Source organism: Aeromonas sp. (genome assembly GCF_050633025.1).
Taxonomy (GTDB): domain Bacteria; phylum Pseudomonadota; class Gammaproteobacteria; order Enterobacterales; family Aeromonadaceae; genus Aeromonas.
Genome location: NZ_JBODRQ010000155.1, coordinates 1 through 6,848, shown reverse-complemented (window position 1 = coordinate 6,848; position 6,848 = coordinate 1). Strand labels below are relative to the sequence as shown.

General features: G+C 60.7%; 4 protein-coding genes. 3 read left to right on the top strand and 1 reads right to left on the bottom strand.

The features are described from left to right. Nucleotides 1–55: 55 nt before the first annotated feature. Nucleotides 56–1,333: a cation:proton antiporter gene (locus ACRAUW_RS15800; protein ID WP_431363044.1), complete on the bottom strand. Its 1,278-nt coding sequence runs from the start codon at nucleotides 1,331–1,333 to the stop codon at nucleotides 56–58. Nucleotides 1,334–1,549: 216 nt separating this feature from the next. On the opposite strand from ACRAUW_RS15800, the gene metH reads away from it, so the two are divergent. From metH to ACRAUW_RS15785, 3 genes are all read left to right on the top strand, one after another. Further along, a complete protein-coding gene (metH, locus tag ACRAUW_RS15795; protein ID WP_431363045.1) occupies nucleotides 1,550–5,245 on the top strand; it encodes a methionine synthase in 3,696 nt (1,231 codons plus the stop codon). Between the two features lie 231 nt (nucleotides 5,246–5,476). Then, on the top strand, nucleotides 5,477–6,373 hold the full coding sequence (gene rimK / locus ACRAUW_RS15790) for a 30S ribosomal protein S6--L-glutamate ligase (RefSeq protein WP_431363043.1): 897 nt from the start codon (nucleotides 5,477–5,479) through the stop codon (nucleotides 6,371–6,373). 57 nt (nucleotides 6,374–6,430) lie between these two features. Next, the gene (locus ACRAUW_RS15785; RefSeq protein WP_431363042.1) at nucleotides 6,431–6,763 is read left to right on the top strand and encodes a hypothetical protein; all 333 of its coding nucleotides are present in this window, start codon (nucleotides 6,431–6,433) and stop codon (nucleotides 6,761–6,763) included. The last annotated feature ends 85 nt before the right edge of the window (nucleotides 6,764–6,848 follow it).

The following is a 6,848-nucleotide window of genomic DNA, read 5'->3' as shown; positions in this document are numbered from 1 at the left end:
AGAGGGCTCCCGACGGGAGCCCTCTTTCATTCTGCGATCAGCACAGTGGGCCGACTCAGTAGTCGCCACAGGCCTTCTTGGCAGCAGTGATCATCGGGGTGATGGTCATGCCTTGCACCACGATGGAGAACATCACCACCGAGTAGGTCATCACCAGGATGACCTCCCGCAGGTCGACACCGTGTTCTGGGAGCATCATGACGCCGGAGGGGAGTGCCAGTGCCATCGCCATCGCCAGACCACCGCGCAGGCCACCCCAGGTGAGGATCCGTACCGAGAAGATGTTGTAATTGCGGAATCGGCGGAAAGCCACATAGGGCAGCGACACGCTGATAAAGCGGGCGCCCAGGCAGAGCGGCACCGCAATGACCAGCAGGATCCAGTCACGCCAGGCGAGATCCAGCAGTACCAGCGCCAGACCGATCAGCAGGAACAGCAGGGCGTTGAGGAACTGGTCCATCAACTCCCAGAAGTGATCCAGGTGATGGCTGCTCTGCTCGGAGAAGCCGGAGTGACGGGTCCAGTTGCCGATCATTATGCCGGTGACCACCATGGCCAGTGCGCCGGAGACGCCGATCATGTTGGCAAAGGCAAAGCCGGCGGTCGGGATACAGAGGGTTAGCAGCAGCTCCAATGAACCGTCATCGGTGGCGCTGATCATCACGTGGGCGATGAGGCCCAGCACGGCGCCGAACAGGATGCCACCGAGGGCTTCGTGCAGGAACAGACCGGCCACGCTACCGAAGGTGGGCTCGACACCGCCAAAGGCGACGGCAAACACGGTAGCGAAGATGACGAGGCCAACACCGTCGTTGAAAAGGGATTCTCCTTCGATCTGGATGGCGATCTGGGGTGGCGCTTTCATCTTCTTGACGATGGCCAGTACAGCAATCGGGTCAGTGGGGGAGATCAGCGCGCCGAACAGCATGCAGTAGACCAGCGGCAACTCCCAGCCTAGCAGCTTGGCGATAAACCAGAAGCCGTAGCCGATGAGGAAGGTGGAGAGCAGGGTGGCCACGATGGAGAGAATAGTGATCTCCCACTTCTGGCTACGCAGCGCCTTGAGGTTGATGCCGAGGCCACCGGCGAACAGCAGGAAGCCCAGAATCCCCTTCAGCAGGAAGTTCTGGAAGTCGATGCTCTCCATGGTCTTGACGGCCAGAGGTTCCAGATTGAACCAGCCCAGTTTGCCAAACAGCACCAGCAGTGCGGAGATCAGCATGGAGCCCGCAGTAATGGCGATGGTGGTCTGGATCTTCACAACATACTGGTTGGCAAAGGCAATAAAAATCGCCAACGCAGCCAGAAAACAGAGTGTGTAGTAGACGCTCATAGTTATTATTTTCTCGTTGGTAGACAGCAAGCACGTATCCCTATGCAGGACGGGCATAGGTTACTCTCGGACCCTATGTTACTCATTACCCATAAATGAGTATATGGTGATGTATTTGGACTGATAGACGGCTAGATTTCCATTTTATTTGTTTGCTGTTAGGATGCTGTTTACGCAGTTGCATGGATGTAAGAGGAATACGCGGTGTCGAACGTAATGTCGAGCAGAGAGCCGAGCAAGCAGTCGGACGTAACAAAGAAGCTGGAAACCTGCCTCCGGGAGCGGATCCTGATCATCGACGGGGCCATGGGCACCATGATCCAGGGCTACAAGCTGGGGGAGGCGGATTATCGGGGTGAGCGGTTTGCCGACTGGCATACCGACATCAAGGGCAACAACGATCTGCTGGTGCTGACCCGTCCGGCAGTGATCCGCGAGATCCACGAGCAGTATTGTGCTGCCGGGGCCGACATTCTCGAAACCAACACCTTCAACGCCACCCGCATCGCCATGGCCGATTACGAGATGGAAGAATTCTCGGCCGAGATCAACCGGGAAGCCGCCCGTCTGGCCCGCGCCGTGGCAGACGAGTGGACGGCAAAAGATCCCGACAAGCCGCGCTTTGTGGCCGGGGTGTTGGGCCCCACCAACCGTACCGCCTCCATCTCGCCGGATGTGAACGACCCCGGCAAGCGCAACGTCACCTATGACCAGCTGGTGGCCGCCTACACCGAATCGACCCACGCCCTGATCGAGGGCGGCGCCGACATCATTCTGATCGAAACCATCTTCGACACCCTCAACGCCAAGGCGGCCGCCTTTGCGGTGGAAGGGGTGTTCGAGGCGCTGGGCTACAGCCTGCCGGTGATGATATCCGGCACCATTACCGATGCCTCCGGCCGTACCCTCTCCGGCCAGACCACCGAAGCCTTCTACCACTCGCTGCGCCACGTCAAACCGGTATCGTTCGGCCTCAACTGTGCGCTTGGGCCCGATGAGCTGCGCCAGTATGTGGAGGAGCTGTCGCGCATCAGCGAATCCTGCGTCAGCGCCCACCCCAACGCCGGTCTGCCCAATGCGTTCGGTGAGTACGATCTCGATGCCATCGAGATGGCGGAGCATATTCGCGAGTGGGCCCAGAGTGGCTTCCTCAACATGGTCGGCGGCTGCTGCGGCACCACCCCGACCCATATTCGCGCCATGGCCGACGCCGTGGCGGGCATCAAGCCGCGTGTGCTGCCCGAGCTGCCGGTGGCCTGTCGTCTGTCGGGCCTTGAGCCGCTGATCATCACCCCCGAATCCATGTTCGTGAACGTGGGGGAGCGCACCAACGTCACCGGTTCGGCCAAGTTCAAGCGGCTGATCAAGGAAGGGCTCTACGATGAGGCGCTGGATGTTGCCAAGCAGCAGGTAGAGAACGGCGCCCAGATCATCGACATCAACATGGACGAGGGGATGCTGGACGCCGAAGCGGCCATGGTGCGATTCCTCAATCTCATTGCCGGTGAGCCGGACATCGCCCGGGTGCCGGTGATGATCGACTCCTCCAAGTGGGAGGTGCTGGAAGCGGGCCTCAAGTGTGTGCAGGGCAAGCCGGTGGTCAACTCCATCTCCATGAAAGAGGGGGAGGAGAAGTTTATCCAGCAGGCGAAACTGCTGCGCCGCTACGGTGCCGCCGTTATCGTGATGGCATTCGATGAAGCGGGTCAGGCCGATACCCGCGCCCGCAAGTTCGAGATCTGCCAGCGTGCCTACCGGATCCTGGTGGATCGGGTCGGTTTCCCGCCGGAAGACATCATCTTCGACCCCAACATCTTCGCGGTGGCGACCGGCATCGACGAGCACAACAACTACGCGGTGGACTTTATCGAGGCGGTGAAGGACATCAAGACGCACCTGCCCCACGCCATGATCTCCGGCGGCGTCTCCAACGTCTCGTTTTCGTTTCGCGGCAACGAGCCGGTGCGGGAAGCCATTCACGCCGTCTTTCTCTACCACGCCATCAAGAACGGCATGGATATGGGGATCGTCAACGCCGGTCAACTGGCCATCTATGAAGACATTCCGGCTGAGCTCAAAGAGAAGGTCGAGGCGGTGGTGCTCAACCTCAATGACAACGCCACCGAGGAGCTGCTGGCCATCGCCGAGAAGTATCGCGGTGCCGGTGCCCAGGCGGAGGATCCGCGGGATCAGGAGTGGCGCAGCTGGCCGGTGGGCAAGCGGCTGGAGCACGCGCTGGTCAAGGGGATCACCGACTTTATCGAAGAGGATACCGAGGAGGCGCGTGCTCAGGCCGAGCGGCCACTGCACGTCATCGAAGGGCCGCTGATGGATGGCATGAACGTGGTCGGCGATCTGTTCGGCGCCGGCAAAATGTTCCTGCCGCAGGTGGTGAAGTCGGCGCGGGTGATGAAGCGGGCGGTGGCCTACTTGCAACCCTATATCGAGGCGGAAAAATCGGGCGGCTCCAGCAATGGCAAAATCGTGCTGGCGACCGTGAAAGGGGATGTGCACGACATCGGCAAGAACATCGTCGGGGTGGTGCTGCAGTGCAACAACTTCGAGATTGTCGACCTCGGGGTTATGGTCTCCTGCGAGACCATTCTCAAGACGGCGCGTGAGGTCGGCGCCGATATCATCGGCTTGTCGGGCCTCATCACCCCGTCGCTGGACGAGATGGTGCACGTGGCCAAAGAGATGGAGCGTCAGGGCTTCAAGCTGCCGCTGCTGATCGGTGGTGCCACCACCTCCAAGGCCCACACTGCGGTGAAGATCGAGCAGAACTACTCGGAGCCTGTGGTCTATGTCTCCAACGCCTCCCGCGCGGTAGGGGTGGCCCAGAGCCTGCTCAGCCCGGATCTGAAGGAGGCGTTTGTCGCCCGTATCGACAAGGAGTACGAGATCGCCCGGGATCAGCACGCCCGCAAGCAGCCGCGCTCCCGCCCGGTCAGTCTGGCCCACGCCCGTGCCAACCGGCACCAGCTGGACTGGGTGGGCTACCAGCCGCCCAAGCCCCGCGAGCTCGGGGTGCAGAAGTTCGAAGATGTGGCCATTTCGGTGCTGCGCCCCTACATCGACTGGACGCCGTTCTTCCTCAGCTGGGAGCTGGCGGGCAAGTATCCGCGCATCCTCGAGGACGAGATCATTGGCGAGGAGGCAACCAAACTGTTTGCCGACGCCAACGCCATGCTGGATCAGCTGGAAAAGGATCAGAGCGTGCGCTGCGCCGGGGTGATCGGTCTGTTCCCGGCCAATGCGGTAGGGGACAGCATCGAAGTTTACAGTGACGAGTCCCGCACCGAGGTCATCAAGGTGCTGCACCACCTGCGCCAGCAGAGCGAGAAGCAGGGCTTCCCCAACTACTGTCTGGCGGACTATGTGGCGCCGAAAGAGAGCGGCAAGTCCGACTGGATCGGCGCCTTCGCGGTGACCGGCGGCATCGGTGAGGAGGCCATCGCCAAGGCCTACAAGGCGCAGCACGATGACTACAACGCCATCCTTATTCAGGCGGTGTGCGACCGTCTGGCCGAGGCCTTCGCCGAGTATCTGCACGAACAGGTGCGCAAGGTGCACTGGGGTTATGCCCCGGACGAGGCCCTCAGCAACGAGGAGCTCATTCGCGAGAACTATCAGGGCATCCGCCCGGCCCCCGGTTATCCGGCCTGCCCGGAGCACACCGAGAAGGGGAGCATCTGGGAGCTGCTGGAGGTGGAGCAGGCTATCGGTATGCAGCTCACCGAATCCTACGCCATGTGGCCGGGGGCGGCGGTGTCGGGCTGGTACTTCTCTCACCCCGAGAGCAAATACTTCGCGGTGGCGCAGATCCAGCAAGATCAGGTGGAGGATTACGCCGCCCGCAAGGGGATGACGCTGGCCGAGGCCGAGCGCTGGTTGGGACCAAACCTGAACTGACTCCCGCGTGACACCGGTTGATCTTTAACGAGAAACGGCGGCATCCTTGCACGGGTTGAACAACCTGCGCAGAGCCGCCGTTTAACCTGTTGGTCACAGTGACACGGTAGCGTGCGGTCTGGCGTGATTTGTCTTGTTGTCAGGAGAAACAATTGGCGTTGTCTTGGCGCTGTGGCACCTTATACTCTCCCGCCCCATCCTGCCCAGGCACAGCCTTCTAGCGGAATTGTCATGAAGATCGCCATTTTATCCCGTGAGCCAAACAACTACTCAACCCGCCGTCTGGTCGAGGTTGCGCAGGCGCGTGGTCATCAGGTAGAGGTGCTCGACACCCTGCGCTGCTATATGAATATCGCTTCCCACAACCCCTCCATTCACTACGAGGGTGGGGAGCTGGGAAGTTATGACGCCGTGATCCCCCGGATCGGGGCCAGCATTACCGCCTACGGCACCGCCGTGCTGCGCCAGTTCGAAATGATGAACACCATGGCCCTCAACAGCTCGGTGGCCATCAGCCGTTCCCGCGACAAGTTGCGGGCGATGCAGCTGCTCTCCCGCCACGGTATCGGTCTGCCCATCACCGGTTATGCCCACAGCACCCACGACGTGCCAGCCCTCATCACCATGGTGGGCGGGGCGCCGCTGGTGGTGAAGCTGCTGGAGGGAACCCAGGGGATTGGCGTTGTGTTGTGCGAGACCCAGAAAGCCGCCGAGAGCGTGATCGAGGCCTTTATCCAGACCAACAACAACATTCTGGTGCAGGAGTATATCCACGAGGCCAATGGCTCCGACATCCGCTGTCTGGTGGTCAACGGCAAGGTGGTGGCAGCAATGCGCCGTCAGGCCCAGCCCGGGGAGTTTCGCTCCAACCTTCACCGTGGCGGCGAGGCCTCGGCGATCAAGATCACCCCGGAAGAGCGTGCTACCGCGGTACGCGCCGCCAAGATCATGGGGCTGGATGTGGCGGGGGTGGATATCCTGCGCAGCGCCCGCGGTCCGCTGGTGCTGGAGGTCAACTCCTCCCCCGGCCTGCAAGGGGTGGAAGCCGCCTCCGGCAAAGATGTGGCCGGCAAGATCATCGAGTTCCTCGAACTCAAGGCGAGCCGCAAGAATAAACCGGCGGAGTGAGCCTATGGCTTGCATCCGTCAGATAAAAGAAGACCAACCATCACGGCAAGATCGGCAATGAATCAACTAATCAGCTATATCAGGGCCATTCATCGACAGGCGAGCCCCGTCACTCTCACCCGTCAAGAGAGTGAACACTATAGCGAGCATGATGAGAGCGGCACTGTGATCCGGCACCAGATAACCACCAGCTGGTTTGCCAATGGAGTCGTCATCCGCCAGCAAACCGAACAGGGCGAAGTGCCATCGCAGCAGCTTTGCGCCGAGTGCTGGATCAGCTATCGGGTCATCGCCAGTCCCATACCCATCACTCCAGCCCGCAAGCTATTTCACAACCACTGTCAGGAGCGATTCTGGTTGAAGGTGCAGGGCATCACGCCACAAGGGTGATTGGTGTGCCCATGAACAGAATCGGCAGGGAGAAATGCAAAGAGGCTCCAAAGAGCCTCTTTTTGTATCCGTGTCTGAACCCGAC